This is a genomic window from Streptococcus sp. KR (assembly GCF_002238115.1).
Classification (GTDB): domain Bacteria; phylum Bacillota; class Bacilli; order Lactobacillales; family Streptococcaceae; genus Streptococcus.
In genome coordinates this window covers 1-367 of record NZ_NGVM01000190.1, presented here as the reverse complement: position 1 = coordinate 367, position 367 = coordinate 1, and the positions used below count along the sequence as shown (strand labels likewise).

Below are 367 nucleotides of genomic sequence, written 5' to 3'. Positions count from 1 at the left end.
TTTTGCAGGAGCGAGGGGAGATTGCGATGGATGAAAGGGATTATACCAAGTCTAGCGAACTAACACGTACCTCGAGATTCCTATCTGTTGCAGCGGAAACCTCTACGCTTTTCCAAGATCACAAATATGATAATCTTATCACACTGGCAGTTGATCGTGATAAAGCAGGTACAGACTTTATGACGAAACTACGGGAGAAAAAAATCCCAGTTGTCGATGCAAGACCACCAAAACGTGAGGGCCAGGAGAAGACAGACTGGAATGAAATCCTGAAGCAGGAAAAACAGCTGGAGCAAACGGAGGAAATTCAAGCATCAAGTCACTTTCCTGATACCAGTCACCTCTCTCCTGAAGATGCAACATGGTT

General features: G+C 45.0%; 1 pseudogene. It reads left to right on the top strand.

Annotated features, from left to right (window positions below):
- Positions 1-367, top strand: a pseudogene (locus CBI42_RS11555) (toprim domain-containing protein); the annotation flags it as partial.